The sequence below is a fragment of the Stenotrophomonas sp. NLF4-10 genome, from assembly GCF_022359915.1.
Taxonomy (GTDB): domain Bacteria; phylum Pseudomonadota; class Gammaproteobacteria; order Xanthomonadales; family Xanthomonadaceae; genus Stenotrophomonas; species Stenotrophomonas daejeonensis.
This window is the reverse complement of record NZ_JAKSEE010000003.1, coordinates 2,232,469-2,253,539: the sequence shown is the minus strand read 5'-3', so window position 1 is coordinate 2,253,539 and position 21,071 is coordinate 2,232,469. Positions and strand designations below refer to the sequence as shown.

Genomic DNA, 21,071 nt, shown 5'->3' with positions numbered 1-21,071 from the left:
CCGGCGCCCGTGCCGGTCGCGCCGCCTTCGCCCGACCGGGCGAGGGCAGGGCGGCTGCACCCCGGCTCCGGCCTTTCCAAGGATTCCGCAGATGGATTTTTCCCGTTTCTTCATCGACCGGCCGATCTTCGCGGCGGTGCTGTCGATCGTGATCTTCGCCGCCGGCCTGATCAGCATCCCGATCCTGCCGGTCGGCGAGTACCCGGAGGTGGTGCCGCCATCGGTGGTGGTGCGCACGGTCTATCCGGGCGCCAACCCCAAGGTGATCGCCGAGACCGTCGCCACCCCGCTGGAGGAGGCGATCAACGGCGTCGAGAACATGATGTACCTCAAGTCGGTGGCCGGCTCGGACGGCGTGCTGCAGATGACCGTGACCTTCCGCCCCGGCACCGACCCGGACGACGCCGCGGTGAAGGTGCAGAACCGCGTGGCGCAGGCGCAGGCACGCCTGCCCGAGGACGTGCGCCGGCAGGGCGTGACCACGCAGAAGCAGTCGCCCACCTTCCTGATGGTGGTGCACCTGACCTCGCCCGGCGGCAAGTACGACACGCTGTACCTGCGCAACTACGCGCGCCTGCACGTCAAGGACGCGCTGACCCGCATCCCCGGCGTGGGCGACGCGCAGATCTTCGGCGGCGGCGACTACGCCATGCGCGCCTGGCTGGACCCGGACCGCATCGCCTCGCGCGGGCTGACCGCCGGCGACGTGGTGCGCGCCATGCGCGAGCAGAACGTGCAGGTCTCGGCCGGCCAGCTCGGCGCCGAGCCGATGCCGGACAGCCGCTTCCTGACCCTGATCAACGCCCAGGGCCGCCTGCGCAGCGTGCAGGAGTTCGGCGACATCGTGCTCAAGAGCGGCGCCGACGGCGAGGTGGTGCGGCTGGCCGACGTCGCCCGGCTGGAGCTGGGCGCCGGCGACTACACCCTGCGCTCGCAGCTGGACGGCAAGAACGCGGTGGGCATCGGCATCTTCCAGGCCCCCGGCGCCAACGCGCTGGAGATCCGCGACGCGGTGATCGGCACGATGGAGGAAATGCAGAAGGGCTTCCCGGCCGACGTGAAGTACGAGGCGGTGTACGACACCACCATCTTCGTGCGCGACTCGATCAAGGCGGTGGTGTCCACCCTGCTCGAAGCCATCGCGCTGGTGGTGCTGGTGGTGATCCTGTTCCTGCAGACCTGGCGCGCCTCGATCATCCCGTTGATCGCGGTGCCGGTGTCGATCGTGGGCACCTTCGCCGCGCTGTACCTGCTGGGCTTCTCGATCAACACGCTGAGCCTGTTCGGGCTGGTGCTGGCGATCGGCATCGTGGTCGATGATGCGATCGTGGTGGTGGAGAACGTCGAGCGCAACATCGAGGAAGGGCTGTCGCCGACCGCCGCCGCGCACCAGGCCATGCGCGAGGTGTCCGGGCCGATCATCGCCATCGCCCTGGTGCTGTGCGCGGTGTTCGTGCCGATGGCGTTCCTGTCCGGCGTCACCGGCCAGTTCTACAAGCAGTTCGCGGTGACCATCGCCATTTCCACGGTGATCTCGGCGATCAACTCGCTGACCCTGTCGCCGGCCCTGGCCGCGCGCCTGCTCAAGCCGCACGGCGCGCCGAAGGACGGCCCCAGCCGCCTGATCGAGCGCCTGTTCGGCTGGGTGTTCCGCCCGTTCAACCGCTTCTTCAAGTCCGGCTCAGAGAAATACGAGCGTGGCGTGGCGCGCATCCTCGGCCGCCGCGGCGCGGTGTTCGCGGTGTATGCGCTGCTGCTGCTCGGTACCGGCGTGGTGTTCAAGCTGGTGCCGCCGGGCTTCATCCCCACCCAGGACAAGCTGTACCTGATCGCCGGGGTGAAGCTGCCGGAGGGTTCCTCCATCGCGCGGACCGACGCCATGCTGCGCAAGGTGGCGCAGATCGCGCAGGAAACCGATGGCGTCGCGCACACCATCTCGTTCCCCGGCCTGAACGCGCTGCAGTTCACCAACACGCCCAACACCGGCGTGGCCTTCATCCCGCTCAAGCCGTTCGCCGAGCGCCACGGCCGCAGCGCCGCGCAGATCAACGCCGAGATCAACCAGAAGATCGCCGGGCTGCAGGAGGGCTTCGCCTTCGCGATGATGCCGCCGCCGATCCTCGGCCTGGGCAACGGCAATGGCTACCAGATGTTCGTCGAGGACCGCGGCAACCTCGGCTATGGCGCGTTGCAGAACGCGGTGCAGGCGATGCAGGGCGCAGTCGCGCAGGCCGCGGGCATGGCCTTCCCGATCACCAGCTACCAGGCCAACGTGCCGCAGCTGGACGCGGAAGTGGATCGCGTGAAGGCCAAGGCGCAGGGCGTGCAGCTGACCGAGCTGTTCGACACCCTGCAGACCTACCTCGGCTCGGCCTACGTCAACGACTTCAACCAGTTCGGCCGCACCTGGCAGGTGATCGCCCAGGCCGACGGCCAGTTCCGCGACAGCATCGAGGACATCGGCCGGCTGCGCACCCGCAACGACCGCGGCGAGATGGTGCCGATCGGCTCGATGGTGAGCATCCGCGAAACCTACGGCCCGGACCCGGTGCTGCGCTTCAACGGCTACCCGGCCGCCGACCTGGCCGGCGAGGCCGACCCGCGCCTGCTGTCCTCGGCCGAGGCGATGAACAAGCTGACCGAGATCGCCGGGCAGGTGTTGCCGGTGGGCATGACCACCGAATGGACCGACCTCAGTTACCAGCAGGCCACCCAGGGCAGGGCCGCCTTCATCGTGTTCCCGGTGGCGATCCTGCTGGCGTTCCTGGTGCTGGCCGCGCTGTACGAGAGCTGGTCGCTGCCGCTGGCGGTGATCCTGATCGTGCCGATGACGCTGCTGTCCGCCCTGTTCGGGGTGTGGCTGACCGGTGGCGACAACAACGTGTTCGTGCAGGTCGGGCTGGTGGTGCTGATGGGGCTGGCGTGCAAGAACGCGATCCTGATCGTCGAGTTCGCGCGCGAGCTGGAGATGGGCGGCAAGGGCATCGTCGAGTCCGCGCTGGAGGCCTGCCGCCTGCGCCTGCGGCCGATCGTGATGACATCCATCGCGTTCATCGCCGGCACCGTGCCGCTGGTGCTCTCGCACGGCGCCGGCGCCGAGGTGCGCAGCGTCACCGGCATCACCGTGTTCGCCGGCATGCTCGGCGTCACCCTGTTCGGCCTGTTCCTGACCCCGGTGTTCTACGTCGCGCTGCGCAAGCTGGTCACCCGCAATGGCGGCGGCCAGCTGGTGCGCCACGGCGAACCGACCCTCCACCACTGATTCCCGCGAGGCAATACGGATGAACCTCCACGAAAAGAGCGCGCCCCGTCGCCGGGTGCCGCGGATGCTGGCGGCGGCCATGGCTGGCGTGCTGCTGGCCGGTTGTGCCAGCGTCGGCCCCGACTACCACGCGCCGCCGCAGCCGCCGGTGCAGTTGCAGGGCCTTGCCGATCCGGCCTTCAGCACCGCCACCTCGCTGGTCAGCTGGTGGTCGCAGTTCGACGACCCGGTGCTGGCGCAACTGGTGCATGGTGCGCTGGCCGACAACCTGGACCTGCGCATCGCGCTGGCGCGGGTGCGCATGGCACGTGCGGTCTTCAGCGAACAGCGGCTGGAGCAGGCGCCGCACGTGACCGCCATTGGCAGCCAGGACCGCCGCAAACAGCCGGACCCGGCACGCGGCGGCGAGCGCACCTTCGGTGAGAGCTACCAGCTCGGCTTCGACGCCGGCTGGGAGCTGGACCTGTTCGGCCGCCAACGCCGCGCCGCCGAGGCCGCGCGCGCCGAGCTGGGTGCCGAGCGCGACAACCTCGCCGACGTGCAGGTCACCATCGCCGCCGAGGTCGCGCGCAACTACTTCGAACTGCGCGGCACCCAGAAGCGCATCGCGGTGGCGCGGCAGACGCTGGCCAACCTGCACGACACCCAGCGGCTCACCGAGACGCGCCGCGAACTGGGCGCCGGCAGCGAGCTGGACGTGCAGAGCAGCCGCGCGCAGTTGAAGGCGATCGAGGCCGGCATCCCGTTGCTGGAAGTGGCCGAGGTACAGGCACGGCACCGGCTGGCGGTGCTGCTGGGCCAGCGCCCGGGCGCGTTGGACGAACTGCTGCAACCACGCGAGGTGCCGGCCTTCGCCAAGGCGCTGCCGTTGGGCGACACCACCGGCCTGCTGCGCCAGCGCGCCGACGTGCGCGCCGCCGAGCGCCGGCTGGCCGCGGCCACCGCGCGGGTCGGCGTCGCCACCGCCGACCTGTTCCCGCGCATCCGCCTCGACGGTTTCCTCGGCTTCCTCGGCGGCGATGCCGACGGGTTGGTCAACGGCGGCAACAAGGCGTGGTCGCTGACGCCGTCGATCAGCTGGGCCGCGTTCGACTTCGGCAGCGTGCGTGCGCGGCTGCGCGCCAGCAAGGCGCAGGCCGATGGCGCGGCCGCCGAGTACGAGAAGGCGGTGCTGCTGGCGTTGGAAGACACCGAGAACGCGCTGGCGCGCTGCGCCAGGGAGCAGTCGCGGCTGGCCATCGTCGCCGAGCAGGCGCAGGCCGCGCGCCGCGCCGAATCGCTGGCGCAGGTGCGCTACCGCGAGGGGTCGGAGGATTTCCTGGCGCTGCTGGACGCGCAACGCAGCCAGCTGGCCGCCGACGATGCGCTGGCGGCGGCCGAGGCGTCGGTGAACGTCAGCGTGGTCGCGGTCTACAAGGCGCTTGGCGGCTGGGGCCAGCGCGGCCCGGAAGAAACCGTCGCCAGCGTGCGTTGATCGCCCCGACGAAAGAGGCGGCCGATGGCCGCCTCTTCGTTTCATCGTTGCTGCCTGCGGTCAGGCCGCGTCGGCCTGCTCGCGGCGCGGGCCTTCGACCAGCGCCCGGCCGACCATCTCCACCAGCAGGTCCAGCTCTTCCTCGTCCATGCCGAAGTGCGGGGTGAAGCGCAGCGAATTCTCGCCGCCGTGGATCACGTTGACGCCGTGCATGCGCAGCCATTCCTCGGTGGAACCGGCGCCGTAGCACTTGAACTGCGGGGCCAGCTCGCAGGAGAACAGCAGGCCGGTGCCCTGCGCCTTGGTGATCAGGCCGCCGAGCTTCGCCTTCAGCGCTTCCAGCTTCTGCATCGCCTGTTCGCCGCGCAGGCGGATGTTGGCGCGCACCTGCGGCGTCAGCTGGGCCAGGGTGGCGCAGGCCACGTCCAATGCGCGCGGGTTGCTGGTCATGGTGTTGCCGTACACGCCCTTGCGGTACAGGTTGGCGGCGTGTTCGGTGACGGCCAGTACCGACAGCGGGAACTGCGCGCCGTTCAGCGCCTTGGAGTAGGTCTCCATGTCCGGCGGGTCCAGCGTTTCGTAGCCGGGGTAATCGACGAACGACAGCGTGCCGTGGGCGCGCAGCGCGGCCTGGATCGAATCGATCAGCAGCAGGCTGCCGTGGGCGCGGGTCAGTTCGCGCGCCAGCCTGTAGAAGCCGGCCGGCACCGCGCGGCCGGGGTCGCCTTCGCCCATCACCGGCTCCAGGAACACCGCCTCGATGAACCAGTGGTTGGCGCGGGCGTCGTCGAACACCTTGCGCAGCGCCGCCTCGTCGTAGGGCGGGATGGCGATGACGCTGTCCTCGCCGCGGTAGCTGGCCAGGTAGCGGTCGTAGGTCTTGCGGGTCGAGTCCGAATACAGCGCCGGGCGGTCGGTGCGGCCGTGGAAGCTGCCCTTGATGACCACGCGCTTGATCGCGGCGCCGGCATGCGCCGCGCCCGGTTCGGTCTGGGACTTGGCGTTGATGTCGGCGATGCGCGCGGCCAGGCCCACGGCCTCGGAACCGGAGTTCAGGCACATGAAATGCGAGAACGGGCAGCCGCCGCGGCTGTGGCCGATCTCCTTGCGCAGCGCCTGCACGAAGCGGCGCTGCGACAGGCTCGGGGTCATGATGTTGGCCATCACCTGCGGCTTGCCGGCCGCGTCCAGCACTTCGGCCGGGGTATGGCCGAAGCCGAGCATGCCGTAGCCGCCGGCGTCGTACAGCACCGCGCCCTTGAGCGAGACCACCCACGGGCCGCGGGCGGCCAGGGCGACGTAGGGCACCACCGCGTCGTCGGCATAGAAGTTGACGAAGCCGGACTGCATCGCCGTGATCTGGTCCTTCTCGTCCAGGTCCAGCAGGTCGGCGGCCTCGTCCCTGATGCGGGCGTATTCGGTGGCGGCGGCCTCGATGGCGCGCGGCAGGTCGGGATGGGCAGCGGCCAGGCGCTCGATGGCGGCATCGTCCAGGCCTTGGGTCAGGCGGGCGCCGGCATGCGCGCGAAGCGGGGCGAGGGGGCCGAGTACGGTCATGCTCATCTCTCCAGAATGTTTTCGTATAGGCATTATCTGGAGATTCTGGTCACATGGCAGCTGTCATTTGGTCGAAAATCCGGGTAATTTCGTCGAAACGACGAATTCGCCTCGCGATATGAAGATTTCCCCCGCCGACGAACGCCTGCTTTCCGTGCTGCGCGAGGACGCCCGCGCCTCCACCGCGCAGATCGCACGGCGGCTGGGACTGTCGCGCACCACGGTGCAGAGCCGCATCGACCGGCTGGAGCAGCAGGGCGTGATCGCCGGCTACACCGTGCGTACCCATGAGGACTACGAGCAGGGGCAGGTGCGCGCGCACGTGCTGGTCACCGTGCTGCCAAAGAAGATGCCGGCGGTGGTCAAGGCGCTGCGCGAGATCCCGGAGGTGCGCTCGCTGCACTCGGTCAGCGGCAACCACGACCTGATCGCGATGGTGGTGGTCGGCGGGGTGGGGGAGATGGACGTGGCCACCGACGCCATCGGCGCCATCGACGGGGTCGAGCGCACCACCAGCGCGATCATCCTTTCGACCAAGTTCGAGCGTTGACCGTAGATGCGGGGCTTGCCCCGCATGGGACTCCGCCGGTGAAGCTTCATGCGGGGCAAGCCCCGCATCTACGGGCATCCGGTGGGCTGCCGGTACAATGTCCGGCTCCCCGCCCGATGCCCCGGCCTTGAAGAAGTCCGATTTCAACTACGACCTGCCCGCCGAACTGATCGCGCAGGCGCCGCTGCCCGAGCGTTCGGCCAGCCGCCTGCTGCTGGTGCCGCCGGCGCCTGCCGCGTTCGCCGACCGCCACGTGCGCGACCTGCCGGACCTGCTGCAACCCGGCGACCTGCTGGTGTTCAACGACACCCGGGTGATTCCGGCGCGGCTGTTCGGGCAGAAGGCCAGCGGCGGCCGGGTCGAGATCCTGATCGAGCGCCTGCTCGGCGGCCAGCAGGCGCGCGCGCAGGTCGGGGCCAGCAAGTCGCCCAAACCGGGCAGCCGCATTGCCCTGGATGCCGGCGGCGAGGTGGAGGTGTTGGGGCGCGACGGCGAGTTCTACCTGCTGCGCTTCGACATCCCCGAGCCGCTGGAATCGTGGCTGGTGCATGCCGGCCGGTTGCCGCTGCCGCCGTACATCCAGCGCGAGCCCGGCGCCGACGACCGCGAGCGCTACCAGACCGTGTTCGCGCGGCAGGTGGGCGCCGTGGCCGCACCCACCGCGGGGCTGCACTTCGACGAGCCGCTGCTGGAACGGCTGCGCGGGCGCGGCGTGCAGTTCGGCCACATCACCCTGCACGTGGGCGCCGGCACCTTCCAGCCGGTGCGGGTGGACGACCTCTCGCAGCACGTGATGCACCGCGAATGGCTCAACGTCGGTGCCGAACTGGTACAGCAGGTGCGCCGCACCCGCGCCGCCGGCGGCCGCGTGATCGGCGTCGGCACCACCGTGGTAAGGGCGCTGGAGAGTGCAATGCGCGACGGCGAACTGCACCCGTATGCCGGCGAAACCCAGATCTTCATCACCCCCGGCTACCGCATCCGCAGCGTCGATGCGATGGTCACCAACTTCCACCTGCCGGAAAGCACCCTGTTGATGATGATCTCCGCCTTCGCCGGCAGGGAGCGGGTGTTCGAGGCCTATGCCCACGCCATCGCCGAGCGTTACCGCTTCTTCAGCTACGGTGACGCGATGCTGCTGTGGAGCAGGGAAAGGACCGGCGCGCCGACGGACGCTCCAATCCATTCCTGAGCTGCCTTCCGCTCCCATTCCTTTCCCTCCGTTCCCGGTTCCCGGCTTTCCTCATGTCCCGACTGCAGTTCACCCTCCAGACCACCGACGGCAACGCCCGCCGCGGCCAGCTGTCCTTCCCGCGCGGCACCGTGCAGACCCCGGCGTTCATGCCGGTGGGCACCTACGGTTCGGTCAAGGGCGTGCTGCCCGAACAGGTCCGCGCGCTCGGCGCCGAGATCATCCTCGGCAACACCTTCCACCTGTACCTGCGCCCGGGGCTGGACGTGATCGCCGACCACGGCGGCCTGCACGGCTTCTGCCGCTGGAATGGGCCGATCCTGACCGACTCCGGCGGCTTCCAGGTGTTCTCGCTGGCGCACCGCCGCAAGATCACCGAGCAGGGCGTCACCTTCGCCTCGCCGACCGACGGCGCGCGGGTGTTCCTCGGCCCGGAGGAGAGCATGAAGATCCAGAAGGTGCTCGATTCGGACGTCGTGATGATCTTCGACGAATGCACGCCGTACCCGGCCACCGAGGACGTGGCGCGCAGGTCGATGGAACTGAGCCTGCGCTGGGCGCAGCGCTCGCGCGACGCGCACGACGCGCTGGGCAACGACGCGGCACTGTTCGGCATCGTCCAGGGCGGGGTGCACACCGACCTGCGCAGCCGCTCGGCCGAGGGTTTGCAGCAGATCGGCTTCGACGGCTACGCCATCGGCGGGCTGGCGGTGGGCGAGCCGGAGCACGAGCGCAACGCCATGCTCGAGCACATGCACCCGATCCTGCCGGCCGACCGCCCGCGCTACCTGATGGGCGTGGGCCGCCCCGAGGACCTGGTCGAAGGCGTGGCCCGCGGCGTGGACATGTTCGACTGCGTGATGCCCACCCGCAACGCCCGCAACGGCCATTACTTCACCTCCTTCGGCACCGTGCGCATCCGCAATGCCCGCTACGAGCGCGACATGGACCCGATCGAACCGGGCTGCGGCTGTCACGCCTGCAGCAGTGGCTACACCCGCTCCTACCTGCGCCACCTGGACCGCTGCAACGAGATGCTGGCGCCGATGCTCGGCACCCTGCACAACCTGTATTACTACGAGAAGCTGATGGCCGACATGCGCGCGGCCATCGAGGCGGGAACCTTCGGGGCCTTCCGCGAGTCCTTCTATGCGGCGCGCGGCGCGACCGCCCCGGCGTAGGTCGGGGCTACGCCCCCGACGCGCCATGTCGGATTCGCCGGGAGCGCCGGGGCGGTAGCCCCGACCTACGTGGGGCATGTGTTTGCCGGCGTAGGGAGCGGGCAATGCCCCGTGCGTTCGGCCGGCGAGGGTTCGCCCGTATCCTCATCCAAATCCTCTCCCGGGGGAGAGGGCCCCGACCTCAGGCCGTTGGCGGCAAAGCCTTGCAATCGGCCCCTCCCGCCCCTATGGCATACTTCCCCGCTTGAATCCGTTTCGCGGCGCCGGCCATGGCCGGCGCCGCCCAACTCCCAAGGACACATGATGAACCCGATGGCAATCCTGCTTCCCGTCGCCCAGGCCGCTCCGGCCGCCCCGGGCATGGGTACCTTCCTGCTGCCGATCGTCCTGATCGCGGTCATGTATTTCGTGATGATCCGCCCGCAGATGAAGCGCCAGAAGGAACACAAGGCGATGCTGGAGAAGATCAACAAGGGCGACGAAGTGCTGACCAACGGCGGCATCGCCGGCGTGGTCACCCACATCGGCGAAAACTTCATCACCGTCGAGGTGGCCGACAACGTGCAAATCCGCGTGCAGAAGGGCGCCATCGGCAACGTGCTGCCCAAGGGCACGCTGAAATCCGCCGCCTGAACCCGCCATTTCCGTCCGCCACCACGTGACGCCGGCGCGGCGTCACGCAGGATCCCGCAATGCTCGAATTTCCACGCTGGAAGTACTTCCTGATTCTGATCATTCTGGCGGTCAGCGCCCTGTATGCGCTGCCCAACGTCTACCAGAAGGATCCCTCCGTGCAGATCACCGCCAACCGCGGCGGCCAGATCGACGACGCGTTCAAGCAGCACATCGTCTCGGTGCTGGACGAAGCAGGGGTCGCCCCCAAGTCGGTGGAGATGGAGGGCGAGAACAACCTCATCGTCCGCCTGCCATCGCTCGAGGCCCAGACCCGCGCCAACGACGCGTTGCGCGAGAAGGCCGGCGAGAACTACACCGTGGCGCTGAACCTGGCCTCGACCGTGCCGGACTGGCTGGCCAGGGTGGGCGGCAAGCCGATGGTGCTGGGTCTGGACCTGGTCGGCGGCGTGCACTTCGCCCTGCAGGTGGACAAGAAGGCCGCGGTGGACAAGCGTTTCGACGCCTTCGCCGAGGACATCCGCACCACCCTGCGCGACGGCCGCATCGGCTACCGCTCGGTCGAGCGCCGTGGCGAGAGCGACATCCAGGTGGTGCTGTCCAACGCCGCCGACGCCGACAAGGCGCGCGTGGCGCTGGCCAAGGCGCAGCCGACCCTGACCTATTCGGGCAGCGGCGAGCGGCTCACGGTCAGCGTGCCGCAGGCGGAGATGCTGCAGATCGCCTCAGGCGCCATCGAGCAGAACCTGAGCACGCTGCGCAACCGCGTCAACGAGCTGGGCGTGGCCGAGCCGATCATCCAGCGCCAGGGCGAGGACCGCATCGTGGTCGAACTGCCGGGCGTGCAGGACACTGCCGAGGCCAAGCGCATGATCGGCGCCACCGCCACGCTGGAATACCGCGCCGTGGTCGATGGCAACGCGCAGGACGCGTTGGCCACCGGCCGCATCCCGCCGGAAGCCAAGCTGTACCGCGACCGCAGCGGCCGCCCGGTGCTGCTGAACAAGCGCACCATCGTCACCGGCGACCAGATGGTCAAGGCCGATGCGGCCACCGACCAGAACGGCATGCCGGCGGTGAGCGTCACCCTCAACAGCGTCGGCGGCCAGCGCATGTTCGACTTCACCAGCGGCAACGTGAACAAGCCGATGGCGGTGGTCTACACCGAGCGCATCCCGCAGGTGACGATGGTCGACGGCAAGGAAGTGCGCAGCTTCCGGGTCAAGGAGGAAGTCATCTCCGTGGCCAACATCAACGGCGTGTTCGGCAAGAACTTCCAGACCACCGGCCTGGAGAAGACCGAGGCCGAGAACCTGGCCAAGCTGCTGCGCGCCGGTTCGCTGGCCGCGCCGATGGACTTCGTCGAGGAATACGTGATCGGCCCGAGCCTGGGCGCGGAGAACGTGGCCCGCGGCGTCAAGGCGGTGGTGTTCTCGTTCGTGTTCACGCTGCTGTTCTTCACCGTCTACTACCGCGTGTTCGGCGCGATCACCTCGGTGGCGCTGCTGTTCAACCTGCTGATCGTGGTGTCGGTGATGTCGCTGTTCGGCGCGACGATGACCCTGCCGGGCTTCGCCGGCCTGGCGTTGTCGGTGGGCCTGTCGGTGGACGCCAACGTGCTTATCAACGAACGCATCCGCGAAGAGCTGCGCGCCGGCATGCCGGCCAAGGCGGCCATCGCCGCCGGCTACGAGAAGGCCTCGCACACCATCCTCGACGCCAACCTCACCGGCCTGATCGTCGGCGTGGCGCTGTACGCGTTCGGCACCGGCCCGCTGAAGGGCTTCGCGCTGACCATGATCATCGGCATCTTCGCCTCGATGTTCACCGCGATCACCGTGTCGCGTGCGCTGGCGGTGCTGCTCTACGGCCGCCGCAAGAAGCTGACCTCCGTGGCCATCTGATTCCGACGCGAATCCTTTTGCAAAAGCCCGCGCCTTCGGGTGCGGGTTTTCCAGGGAAAACCCTTGCATGAAACTGTTCCCGCTTCACCTCATCCCGAACGACACCACCATCGACTTCATGCGCCACCGCAAGCCGGTGCTGGTGCTGATGGTGGTCCTGCTGGTGCTGTCCATCGGCATCATCGGCTTCAAGGGCTTCAACTACGCGCTGGAGTTCACCGGTGGCACCGTGGTGCGCACCCACTTCCAGAACAGCATCGACGCCGACAGCGTGCGCGAACGCCTGGCCGCGGCCGGCTTCGAGAACGTGCAGGTGCAGAGCGTGGGCGGCGGCAACGACATGATGGTCCGCCTGCCGCCCGATGCCGAGCACAACAACGCCGCCGATGCGGCGCAGAAGGTGGCCGAGAAGGTGCGCGCCGCGGTGACCAGCGAGGCCAACCCGGCCACGGTGCAGCCGGGCGAGTTCGTCGGCCCGCAGGTCGGCAGGGACCTGGCGATGAACGGCGTCTACGCCACGCTGTTCATGCTGGTCGGCTTCCTGATCTACATCGCCGCGCGCTTCGAATGGAAGTTCGCGGTGGTGGCCAGCATCACCGCGTTCTTCGACCTGATCCTGACCGTGGCCTACATGTCGCTGCTCGGCCGCGAGTTCGACCTGACCGTGCTGGCCGGCATGCTGTCGGTGATGGGCTTCGCCATCAACGACATCATCGTGGTGTTCGACCGCGTCCGCGAGAACTTCCGCAGCCTGCGGGTGGAACCGCTGGAAGTGCTGAACCGCTCGATCAACCAGACCCTGTCGCGCACCATCATCACCGCGGTGATGTTCTTCCTGTCGGCGCTGGCGCTGTACATGTACGGCGGCGAATCGATGGAAGGGCTGGCCGAAACCCACATGATCGGCGCGGTCATCGTGGTGGTGTCCTCGGTCATCGTCGCCGTGCCGATGCTGAGCATCGGGAAGTTCGCGGTGTCCAAGCAGGACCTGATGCCCAAGGCCCGCGACGTCGAGGAACTGGCGCGCCGCCCGTAACCGGGCGACCCCGCCCAGCCCCGGAAGAGCCGCGCATGACGCGGCTCTTTCTTTTTGTCTTCGTGCCCGCCACCACGCGCGAATCCATGCGGGGGCGTCGGTTGTGTTCACTGCGGGCGCACACTACGATCCTTCCGGTTCGGCGCCCGGCCATTGCATCGCGCCGCCGGTTTTTCGCATCCATCCGAGGTTTTCATGGTCATCAAACCGCGTGTGCGCGGCTTCATCTGCGTCACCACCCACCCGACCGGCTGCGAGGCGGCGGTCAAGGAACAGATCGACTACATCAAGGCGCAGCCGAAGCTGGCGCATGGCCCGAAGAAGGTGCTGGTGATCGGCGCGTCCACCGGCTACGGGCTGGCCGCGCGCATCAAGGCTGCCTTCGGCAGCGACGCGGCCACGCTGGGCGTGTTCTTCGAGCGTCCCGGCACCGAGAGCAAGCCGGGCACGGCGGGCTGGTACAACTCGGCCGCGTTCGAGAAGCACGCGCACGCGGCCGGCCTGTACGCGCGCAGCGTCAACGGCGATGCGTTCTCCGACGAAGTGAAGGCCAGGGTCATCGAGATCATCAAGGCCGACCTCGGCCAGGTCGACCAGGTGGTCTACAGCCTGGCCGCGCCGCGCCGCAAGCACCCCAGGACCGGCGAGATCATCAGCTCCACGCTCAAGCCGATCGGCGCGCCGATCACCCTGCGCGGGCTGGACACCGACAAGGAAGTGCTGACCGAAACCACGCTGCAGCCGGCCACCGACGAGGAAATCGCCGGCACCGTGCAGGTGATGGGCGGCGAGGACTGGCAGATGTGGATCGACGCGCTGCTGGAAGCCGGCGTGCTGGCGCCGGGCGCGACCACCACCGCCTTCACCTACGTCGGCGAGGAGATCACCCAGGCGATCTACTGGAACGGTTCGATCGGCGCGGCCAAGAAGGACCTGGACGACAAGGTCAAGGCCATCCGCGGCAAGCTGCAGGGCATCGGCGGCGACGCACGCGTGTCGGTGCTCAAGGCGGTGGTGACGCAGGCCAGCTCGGCGATCCCGACCATGCCGCTGTACCTGTCGCTGCTGTTCAAGGTGATGAAGGAAGAGGGCACCCACGAGGGCTGCATCGAGCAGCTCGATACGCTGTACGACATCCTCTACAACGGCCCGCAGGGCGGCGCCAATGCCGCCGACCACATCCGCCGCGAACGGGTGGATGGAAAGGGCCGCGGCGTCGCGCTGGTCGACGAGGAAGGCCGCCTGCGCGCCGACTACAAGGAAATGGCGCCGGAAGTGCAGGGCAGGGTGGTCGAGCTGTGGCCGCAGGTGACCAACGAGAACCTGTACCAGATCAGCGACCTGGCCGGCTACAAGGCTGATTTCCTGCGCCTGTTCGGTTTCGGCGTGGACGGCGTGGACTATGACGCCGACGTCGACCCGGACGTGAAGATCGACAACCTCGTCGACCTGACCTGAAGCACGAAAGGCCGGCGCAAGCCGGCCTTTCCACATCTTCGTAGGTGCCGGGCTTGCCCGGCACAGACCGTCGGTAAAGCCCCAATGCGGGGCAAGCCCCGCATCTACGCAGCTGCGGTGGGTGCCGGCCGTTGGCCGACACTGCTTTACGCGTTGAACTCGAAATCCATCCGCGGGCCGGTGGGGCCGACGAAATCGCCCTGCACGTAATCGAAGCCGGCATTGAACAGCAGGCTCATCGTCGCCGCATCGGCGACGTGCTCGGCGATGGTGCGGATGTTCTCTTCCTGCGCCCGCGCGGTGATTTCCTGGGTCTTGGGCAACTGTTCGCGGGCCTGCGCCGGGTCGGCGGTGAAGCTGCTGTCCAGCTTGAGGAAGGCCGGCTTGAAGTGGCTCAGCAACTGGAACGAATCCAGCCCCGAGCCGAACTGCTCCAACCCGACCTTGCAGCCCAGCGCGGCGACGTCGTCGAGGAACTGCTGGGCATTGCGCAGCTGGGTGAACACCCGCGCCTCGGACACCTGCAGCCACAACTGCTCGCCGGCCACGCCCTCGGCCTGCAGGCCGTCGCGGATCACCTTCAGCAGCAGCGGGTCGGAGAACGACTCCGGTGTGATGCGCACCATCAGGTGGGTGCGGTGGCCGGCACGCTGGCGCTCGCCGAGCGCCTTGAGTGCATGGCCGACCATCCAGCGATTGATCGGCGCCAGCAGGTCGTGGTCCTCGGCGATCGGCAGGAAGGTGGCCTGGCCGACCAGCTCGTCGTTGCTGAGCAGCTGCAGCGTGGTGTCGTACAGCTGCAGCGGCTCGCCCATCAGGTTGATGACCGGGCGGAAGCCGAGCTGGAAGCCTTCGCCGTCCAGCGCCTCGCGGATCAGTGTGACCCAGCGCTGCACGCGCTCTTCCTCCAGCCGGTCGGTGGCGCCAGGGTCGAACACCTTGACCGTGTTGCCGCCCAGTTCGACCGCGGTGCGCATGCAGTCGCTGGCGCGCGACAGCACCTGGCCGACGCTGGCGATCTTCTCGCCGACCTGCACGCCGCCGATGCTGACGGTGACGGTGGCCGAGTGCTCGCCGACGGTGAACACGTGCGAGGCGAAGGCTTCGCGCACCATTTCGGCCACGCCCATCGTGTGCAGGTAGTCGCCCTGCACCAGCAGGGCGAAGCTGTGCTCGCCGACGCGTGCGATCGAGGCGCCCGGGTCGAGGCCGGCGGCCAGGTGCTGGCCCAGCGCGGCGATCAGCGCGTCGGCCGAATCCAGGCCGATGGTCGGCAGCAGCCGCGCGTAGTGGTCCGGTTCGACCAGCAGGAAGCCGTACTGGCCCTCGCTGCGGCTGACCTGGGCCACCGCGTTTTCCAGATGCACCATGAAGGTGGGGCGGTTGAGCAGGCCGGTGACCTGGTCGCGCTGGCGCAGTGCCTCGACCTCGCGCGCCAGCTCCGGGTCGAACTCCTCGCGGCGGCGGAACACCACCTGGATGCAGGATTCGCCCTCGTAGGTGGCGGCGGTGAATTCCATCGTCGCCGGGAAGGTGTCGCCTTCCTGGTTGCGGGCGTGCAGTTCGTACTGCGGCGGCGGCGCATCGCCCTTGCTCAGCGACTTGAGCAACTGCTTGAAGTCCTCCACGTGCTGCGGCGCGACCATGTCCAGCAGCGAGATGCCTTCCACGTCCTCGAACGACGCGTAGCCGAACATTTCCAGATAGGCATCGTTGGCGCGGATGTGCATGCCTTCGTGGATGTAGGCGATGGGGTCGCGCGAGGAGGCGATCAGCGCGTCGCAGCGGCGCTCGGTCTCGCGCATCTGCGCCTCAATCCGGCGCAGGCCGCGGCGCGCCTGCAGGTCGGTCCATTCATTGCGCACCACCGCCAGCAGGTGCTCGGGGCGCTGGCGCAGGGCGATGGCGCGGATGCCGTTGGCACCGGACTCCACCAGCATCCGTTCGTCGACGTGCTCGGCCAGCAGGATCACCGGGATGTCCTTGCCGCTGGCGGCGATCTGCTGGCTCAGCAGCGCCTGCGGAATCACCTGCGACGGCGCCGACAGCACCAGGTCGATGGCCTGCCCGGCCAGCACCTGCACCAGTTCCGCCGGCGTCTGCGGGCGGAATGGGCGGATGGCGATGCCGCTGTTGCGCAAGGCGCTGGCGATGGCTTCGGCGCTTTCGGCGCTGTCATCGATGATCAGCAGGCGCAGGGTGATTTCTTTGCCGTTCTGCATTCGGGACTCCCCTTTGACCGGGTTTAATACAACACGGCGCGATGGCCGTCCATGCGTGGATCGCCCGCCTGTGACAGCGGTCGTGTGCGGGGCGGGGTACGGGCGGGGCGCGCTGCCGGCCGCCGCATTCAGGCCACCTGCCCGGCGGCGTGGCCGCTGGCCCAGGCCCACTGGAAGTTGTAGCCGCCCAGCCAGCCGGTCACGTCCAGCACCTCGCCGATGAAATGCAGGCCGGGCACCCGCCGCGACTCCATCGTCGACGACGAGATCGCGGCCGTGTCCACCCCGCCCAGGGTCACTTCGGCGGTGCGGTAGCCCTCGGTACCGCTGGCCACCAGCGGGAAATCGCCGAGCAGGGCCGCGGCGTCGCGCAGCTGGCGCTCGTCGAGCTGGCGCAGCGGCCGGTCCGGCAGCCAGTGTTCGCACAGGCGCTGCGCCATGCGTTTGGGCATGGCCTCGGCCAGCACCGTGCGCAGTTCCGAGGCGCCGCGCTCGCGCTTCATGGTGCGCAGCCAGTCGCCGGCGTCGCGGTCGGGCAGCAGGTCCAGCCGCAGATCGTCGCCGGGTTGCCAGTACGAGGAAACCTGCAGGATCGCCGGGCCGCTGATGCCGCGGTGGGTCAGCAGCATGAAGTTGCGGAAGTCCTGCCCGTTGCAGCGTGCCGCCACCGGCAGTGCCACGCCGCTGAGGTCGGAGAAACGTTGCTGGTGCTTGCCGCTGAGGGTGAGCGGCACCAGCCCGGCGCGGGTCGGCAGCACCTCGTGGCCGAACTGGCGGGCGACCTCGTAGCCGAAGCCGCTGGCGCCCATGCTCGGGATCGACAGGCCGCCGGTGGCGACGACCAGCGAGGCGCAGTGGAACCGACCCTGCCCGGTACGCACGCGGAAGCCGTCGGCGCCGCGCTCGATGCCTTCCACCGCGCAATCGGTGCGGACCTGCGCGCCGGCGGCGGCGCATTCGTCGAGCAGCATCCTGACGATCAGCTTCGACGAGACGTCGCAGAACAGCTGGCCCAGTTCCTTCTCGTGGTACGCGATGCGGTGCCGCTCGACCATGTCGATGAAGTCGGCCGGGGCGTAGCGGGCCAGCGCCGACTTGCAGAAATGCGGGTTGGCGGAAAGGAAGTTGGCTGGGGTCGTGCCGGTGTTGGTGAAATTGCAGCGGCCGCCACCGGACATCAGGATCTTCTTGCCCGGCTTGTTGGCATGGTCGATCACCTGCACGATGCGGCCGCGCTGGCCGGCGGTGAGCGCGCACATCAGTCCGGCGGCACCGGCGCCGATGACCAGCACGTCGCAGCGGATCGGGTCGCCGGCCACTGCGCGCTTATTCCGCCGCGCGCTTGCGCCAGGCCGGGATCACGTCCAGCTGCATATGGTCGGCGATCAACTGCACCTCGCCGTCCTGGACCAGCACGCTCCAGCGCATCGCCCGCTGGATCTGCGCGCCCCACAGCTCGACGAAGCCGGCGGGCAGGTCCAGCACCGACAGGTTGCCGAAACGTTCAAGGTGCCGGCCCTGCTTCTGCCACCAGATGTCGGAGGCGTTGCCGCCGTAGTTGACCACCTGCACGCGGGCGCTGCGGTTGCAGGCCTTGCGGATACGCGATTCGTCCGGGTGGCCGAGGTCGATCCAGCGCAGGATGTCGCAGGTGTAGTCGTGCTGCCACAGGTCCGGTTCGTCGTCGGTGCTCAGGCCGCGGCCGAACTCCAGCCGCTCGTCGGCGTTCAGGGCGAACGCGAGCAACCGCACCATCAGCCGCTCGTCGGTTTCGGACGGGTGCTGGGCCAGGGTCAGGTGGTGGTTGGCGTAGTAGCCGCGATCCATGTCGCTGATCTGCAGCTCGGCCTTGCGGATGGTGGCGGTGAGGGCCATGAAGTTACCGGGGCAAAAGACCGCCCATGATAAGCCTTGCCGGGCATGCGGGCCGGTTGTCGCATTGCGTGTTCAGCGCTGCGCGGCGAGCCAACGGTCCAGTTGCGCGGCAAAGGCCTGGCGGTCGCGCGGGTGCAGGCTGGCCGGGCCGCCGGTATGGATGCCGGCGCCGCGCAGCTCGGCCATGAAATCGCGCATCGACAAGCGCTCGGCGATGCTGTCGCGGTCGAACGGCACGCCGCGCGGATCGATCGCGGCCGCCGCCTTTTCCAGCACGCGGGCGGCGAGGGGAATGTCCTGGGTGACGACCAGGTCGCCGGCGGCCACCCGCTCGGCGATGGCGTCGTCGGCCGCGTCCGCACCGGCACCCACCTGCAGGCTGCGGACGAAGCGCGAGGCCGGCGTCTGCAGCCAGCGGTTGGCGACCAGCACCACCTCGGTCCGGGTGCGCTCGGCGGCGCGGTACAGGATGTCGCGGATGGCGGCCGGGCAGGCGTCGGCATCGACCCATATCCGCGGCGTGGGCGCGGGGGAATGCGGGGTCATGGCGCGCAACCCGGCGCGCGCGCGTATTTATTCTGCATGTGCAACCTCTTGCTTTTGTTTCAACTGATTGAATGTAAAGGAGTTGTTTGTTTTCGTGCGCTGGTCGCACCGGCTGAATGCGGTATTTGTCGCTTTTTGCCGGAAAGCCGCGTATCTTTCGCCCCACTGTGCTTGCAAGGGTCACCGTGAATCGTGGCCTGATGCAGCTGATCTCACCGATCCGCTCATCGTTCCGTTTTACCAATGCCTGCAACTCAGTCTCGGTCCCGATCCCGGTGGCCGCGATTTTTTCAATCAATAGTTCCAGGAGTTCGTAATGTCTGAGCGTCAGACCGGCACGGTGAAGTGGTTCAACGATGCCAAGGGTTTCGGTTTCATCACCCCGGAAAGCGGCCCCGACCTGTTCGTGCACTTCCGTGCCATCCAGGGCAACGGCTTCAAGTCGCTGCAGGAAGGCCAGAAGGTGACCTTCGTCGCCGTGCAGGGCCAGAAGGGCATGCAGGCCGACCAGGTGCAGGCGCTGTAATCCAGCCCCCGCAACCGCAAGGTCGCCAGAACGCCGGGAGCGCAAGCTTCCGGCGTTTTTCGTTCGTCGCGCATCGATGATGTCTCCCGTATTCGACAATCGTTTCATCCGTGAACTGCCCGGCGATACCGAAACCGGCCCGCGTCGCCGCGAGGTGACCGGGGCGGCGTGGTCGTCGGTATCACCCATGCCGGTGGCCGCGCCGTGCCTGCTGGCGCACTCGCCGGAAGTGGCGGCGCTGCTGGGCTTCGACGCGGCAACCGTGCAGGCGCCGGGGTTCGCCGAGGTGTTCGGTGGCAATGCACTGTATCCGGGCATGCAGCCGTGGGCGGCCAATTACGGCGGCCACCAGTTCGGCCATTGGGCCGGGCAGCTGGGCGATGGCCGCGCCATTTCATTGGGCGAGTTGCTGGCCGATGGCCGGCGCTGGGAGCTGCAGCTCAAGGGCGCAGGGCCGACGCCATATTCGCGCAGCGCCGATGGCCGCGCGGTGCTGCGTTCGTCGATCCGCGAATTCCTGTGTTCGGAAGCCATGCACCACCTCGGCGTGCCGACCACGCGCGCGCTGAGCCTGGTCGGCACCGGCGAGGCGGTGGTGCGCGACATGTTCTACGACGGCCATCCGCGCGCCGAGCCGGGTGCGGTGGTGTGCCGGGTGGCGCCGTCGTTCATCCGCTTCGGCAGCTTCGAGCTGCCGGCCGCGCGTGGCGATGTCGGCTTGCTGCGGCAACTGGTGGATTTCTGCATCGACCGCGATTTCGACCCCGCTTTTCGGCACCTGCCGCCCGGCTTGCCGCGTGATGGCGACTGGTTCGCCGAGGTCTGCACGCGTACCGCGACGCTGGTCGCGCAGTGGATGCGGGTGGGCTTCGTGCACGGGGTGATGAACACCGACAACATGTCCGTCCTCGGCCTGACGCTGGACTATGGCCCCTACGGCTGGGTGGAGGACTACGACCCGGACTGGACGCCCAACACCACCGACGCACAGGGCCGGCGCTATCGCTTCGGCACGCAGATGCAGGTGGCGTACTGGAACCTGGTGCGGCTGGCGCAGGCGCTGTCGCCGCTGTTCGACGAGGTGGCGCCGCTGCAGGCGGGGCTGGATGCGTTCCAGTCACGTTTCGCCGAGGAGGAGCGCCGGCACCTGCTCGCCAAGCTCGGCCTCGGCGAATACCGCGAGGGCGACGAGGCATTGATGGCGCAGTTCCTGCAACTGCTGCACGACGGCGAGATGGACATGACCCTTGCCTTCCGGGCGCTGGCCGACGTCGATCCGGACCGGCCCGACGCCGCCGCGCTGGAAGGCGCGTTCTACTCCGCCGAACGCCGCGCGCGGGTGATGCCGGCGCTGCACGACTGGCTGCAGCGCCACGCCGCGCGGGTGCGCGATGAAGCACTGCCCGCTGCCGGGCGCCGGCGCACCATGCAGGCGGCCAACCCGAAGTACGTACCGCGCAACTGGTTGCTGCAACAGGCGATCGACCGTGCCGAGCAGGGCGACGTGGCCGGCATCGGCGAACTGCTGGACGTGCTGCGCCATCCCTGCGACGAGCAGCCCGGCCGCGAAGCCTTCGCCCAGCGCCGGCCGGAATGGGCGCGCGAACGGGCCGGGTGCTCGATGCTGTCGTGCAGCTCCTGATCCTCTTTGCGAC

Annotated in this window: 16 protein-coding genes; 11 read left to right on the top strand and 5 right to left on the bottom strand. The window is 68.6% G+C overall.

The window, feature by feature from the left end:
• Positions 1-91: 91 nt before the first annotated feature.
• Together MIC98_RS10640 and MIC98_RS10635 are read left to right on the top strand one after the other, a co-directional pair.
• On the top strand, positions 92-3,262 hold the full coding sequence (locus MIC98_RS10640; protein WP_239737143.1) for a multidrug efflux RND transporter permease subunit: 3,171 nt from the start codon (positions 92-94) through the stop codon (positions 3,260-3,262).
• Between the two features lie 19 nt (positions 3,263-3,281).
• Positions 3,282-4,736 carry an efflux transporter outer membrane subunit gene (locus tag MIC98_RS10635; protein ID WP_239737142.1) on the top strand — a complete coding sequence of 485 codons (1,455 nt, stop codon included), beginning with the start codon at positions 3,282-3,284 and terminating at the stop codon, positions 4,734-4,736.
• A 60-nt stretch (positions 4,737-4,796) separates the two neighbouring features.
• On the opposite strand, the gene MIC98_RS10630 is transcribed toward MIC98_RS10635, so the two are convergent.
• Entirely contained in the window at positions 4,797-6,293 is a 1,497-nt protein-coding gene (locus MIC98_RS10630; RefSeq protein ID WP_239737141.1) for an aminotransferase class III-fold pyridoxal phosphate-dependent enzyme, read from the bottom strand.
• A gap of 118 nt (positions 6,294-6,411) precedes the next feature.
• Here MIC98_RS10630 and MIC98_RS10625 point away from each other — a divergent pair, with 118 nt between their 5' ends.
• From MIC98_RS10625 to fabV, 7 genes are all read left to right on the top strand, one after another.
• Positions 6,412-6,843, top strand: a complete 432-nt coding sequence (locus tag MIC98_RS10625; protein ID WP_239737140.1) for an Lrp/AsnC family transcriptional regulator — start codon at positions 6,412-6,414, stop codon at positions 6,841-6,843.
• Positions 6,844-6,940: 97 nt separating this feature from the next.
• Positions 6,941-8,035 (top strand): tRNA preQ1(34) S-adenosylmethionine ribosyltransferase-isomerase QueA, encoded by a 1,095-nt coding sequence (queA, locus tag MIC98_RS10620; RefSeq protein WP_239737139.1) that lies wholly within the window; start codon positions 6,941-6,943, stop codon positions 8,033-8,035.
• Between the two features lie 53 nt (positions 8,036-8,088).
• On the top strand, positions 8,089-9,216 hold the full coding sequence (gene tgt / locus MIC98_RS10615; protein ID WP_057641345.1) for a tRNA guanosine(34) transglycosylase Tgt: 1,128 nt from the start codon (positions 8,089-8,091) through the stop codon (positions 9,214-9,216).
• A gap of 303 nt (positions 9,217-9,519) precedes the next feature.
• Complete coding sequence (yajC, locus tag MIC98_RS10610; RefSeq protein ID WP_057641355.1) at positions 9,520-9,849, top strand: preprotein translocase subunit YajC; 330 nt, start codon at positions 9,520-9,522, stop codon at positions 9,847-9,849.
• A gap of 59 nt (positions 9,850-9,908) precedes the next feature.
• Positions 9,909-11,753, top strand: coding sequence for a protein translocase subunit SecD (secD, locus tag MIC98_RS10605; protein ID WP_057641344.1), 1,845 nt, complete (start codon positions 9,909-9,911; stop codon positions 11,751-11,753).
• A gap of 67 nt (positions 11,754-11,820) precedes the next feature.
• Positions 11,821-12,789 (top strand): protein translocase subunit SecF, encoded by a 969-nt coding sequence (gene secF / locus MIC98_RS10600; RefSeq protein ID WP_239737138.1) that lies wholly within the window; start codon positions 11,821-11,823, stop codon positions 12,787-12,789.
• A 195-nt stretch (positions 12,790-12,984) separates the two neighbouring features.
• Positions 12,985-14,247 carry an enoyl-ACP reductase FabV gene (gene fabV / locus MIC98_RS10595; RefSeq protein WP_057641342.1) on the top strand — a complete coding sequence of 421 codons (1,263 nt, stop codon included), beginning with the start codon at positions 12,985-12,987 and terminating at the stop codon, positions 14,245-14,247.
• A gap of 146 nt (positions 14,248-14,393) precedes the next feature.
• On the opposite strand, the gene MIC98_RS10590 is transcribed toward fabV, so the two are convergent.
• The 4 genes from MIC98_RS10590 to MIC98_RS10575 all read right to left on the bottom strand — a co-directional run bounded on the left by MIC98_RS10590 (position 14,394) and on the right by MIC98_RS10575 (position 18,890).
• Positions 14,394-16,469 carry an EAL domain-containing protein gene (locus MIC98_RS10590; protein WP_239737137.1) on the bottom strand — a complete coding sequence of 692 codons (2,076 nt, stop codon included), beginning with the start codon at positions 16,467-16,469 and terminating at the stop codon, positions 14,394-14,396.
• Between the two features lie 128 nt (positions 16,470-16,597).
• Positions 16,598-17,788 (bottom strand): NAD(P)/FAD-dependent oxidoreductase, encoded by a 1,191-nt coding sequence (locus MIC98_RS10585; protein ID WP_345772158.1) that lies wholly within the window; start codon positions 17,786-17,788, stop codon positions 16,598-16,600.
• 7 nt (positions 17,789-17,795) lie between these two features.
• Complete coding sequence (locus tag MIC98_RS10580; RefSeq protein ID WP_239737136.1) at positions 17,796-18,344, bottom strand: YaeQ family protein; 549 nt, start codon at positions 18,342-18,344, stop codon at positions 17,796-17,798.
• Between the two features lie 72 nt (positions 18,345-18,416).
• On the bottom strand, positions 18,417-18,890 hold the full coding sequence (locus tag MIC98_RS10575; RefSeq protein WP_239737135.1) for a YaiI/YqxD family protein: 474 nt from the start codon (positions 18,888-18,890) through the stop codon (positions 18,417-18,419).
• 316 nt (positions 18,891-19,206) lie between these two features.
• On the opposite strand from MIC98_RS10575, the gene MIC98_RS10570 reads away from it, so the two are divergent.
• Both MIC98_RS10570 and MIC98_RS10565 read left to right on the top strand, forming a co-directional pair.
• Positions 19,207-19,416: a cold-shock protein gene (locus MIC98_RS10570; RefSeq protein WP_057641337.1), complete on the top strand. Its 210-nt coding sequence runs from the start codon at positions 19,207-19,209 to the stop codon at positions 19,414-19,416.
• A 76-nt stretch (positions 19,417-19,492) separates the two neighbouring features.
• Positions 19,493-21,058, top strand: a complete 1,566-nt coding sequence (locus MIC98_RS10565; protein WP_239737134.1) for a YdiU family protein — start codon at positions 19,493-19,495, stop codon at positions 21,056-21,058.
• Positions 21,059-21,071 lie beyond the last annotated feature (13 nt).